General features: G+C 56.7%; 3 protein-coding genes. 1 reads left to right on the top strand and 2 read right to left on the bottom strand.

The features are described from left to right. On the top strand, positions 1 to 570 hold a 570-nt coding region (gene crp / locus A3730_RS02090), incomplete at its 5' end, for a cAMP-activated global transcriptional regulator CRP (RefSeq protein WP_063537381.1). A 124-nt stretch (positions 571 to 694) separates the two neighbouring features. Here crp and A3730_RS02095 read toward each other — a convergent pair. Together A3730_RS02095 and A3730_RS02100 are read right to left on the bottom strand one after the other, a co-directional pair. Further along, complete coding sequence (locus A3730_RS02095) at positions 695 to 994, bottom strand: isochorismate lyase (RefSeq protein WP_063521418.1); 300 nt, start codon at positions 992 to 994, stop codon at positions 695 to 697. 83 nt (positions 995 to 1077) lie between these two features. Next, the coding region (locus A3730_RS02100) for an indole-3-glycerol-phosphate synthase (RefSeq protein WP_369819031.1) at positions 1078 to 1375 on the bottom strand (298 nt) is incomplete at its 5' end.

Here is a 1375-nt window from a genome sequence, read left to right on the forward strand (position 1 = left end):
CGTAAATATCCGGCGAAAAGCACCATTATCTATGCCGGCGATGAATCGGATGCGCTGTATTACATCCTGAAAGGCTCTGTGACGGTCATGATCGAGGACGACGATGGTCGCGAAATGATCATGGCGTATCTCAATGAAGGGGATTTCTTCGGTGAAATGGGGCTGTTTGAAAACGACCCCTCGCGTTCCGCCTGGGTGAAAGCCAAGAGCGAATGCGAAGTCGCGGAGGTGAGCTATGCCAAATTCCGGCAGCTGGCCCGCGAAGACGCCGACATCCTGTTCACGGTGTCCGCCCAGATCGCTGGCCGCCTGCGTGCCACCACCCGCAAGGTGGGGGACCTGGCATTCCTGGATGTGACTGGCCGTGTTGCAGGCACCCTGCTGGACCTGTGCAAGCAGCCCGATGCCATGACGCACCCGGACGGCATGCAGATCAAGGTCACCCGCCAGGAAATCGGCCGCATTGTCGGCTGCTCCCGGGAAATGGTGGGCCGGGTACTCAAGAACCTGGAGGAACAGGGTCTGGTCTCCGTAAAAGGCAAGACCATGGTGGTGTACGGGACGCGGTAAAAAGCAGTTAACCGTTAATAATGAATAGTTAATAGCTGCGCGTCGAACACCATCCGATACTGAAAACCAAGCGGCCGCGCCCAGAGTCTGGGCGCGGCCGCTTGCATTTGAACGGTGAGATCCATCAGCGTTTCTGAAAGGCTTTCATTTCCTTCTGAATGAAGTGCTCCACCAAGTTCCGGTACAGATCTTCAACCATGTCCGCATCCAGCCCTTCCTGCTCTGCCCAATATCTTCTGGTCTGGAGCATGGCTCTGAAACGCTCCGGCGCACGCACCCCATCCTCGCTGGTCTTGAAGGCCGCGGCAGCATGTACATACCCCGCCCTTTCTCCCAACAATGCAATGATTTGCCTGTCGCTACGGTCGATTTCGGCACGGATGTCCTCCATACCCAGGCATTCCTGAGGTGACTTTCCTGTCATTCCAAATCCTCTCACCCAACGCGGTTTGTCGGCTTACGCCGCTGCGCGGCTAAGCCGATCTACAAACCTCGCAACTCGTACGCTCAGAAGAACAGCTTCTTGAGTTCAGCGCCCGGGTCTTCAGCGCGCATGAAGGCTTCGCCGACCAGAAAACTGTGGATGCCGCTCTTGCGCATCAATTGCACGTCAGCGCTGCTGTGGATACCACTTTCAGTCACCACCATGCGATCACCCGGCACTTGTTGTGCCAGCGTCAGCGTGGTGTCCAGGCTGGTTTCAAACGTGTGCAGGTTACGGTTATTGATACCGATCAGCTCGGCGTTCAAGGCTACCGCCCGGTGCAGCTCTTCTTCGGTATGAACCTCTACCAGCACATCACAG

This window comes from Alcanivorax sp. HI0044 (assembly GCF_001634945.1).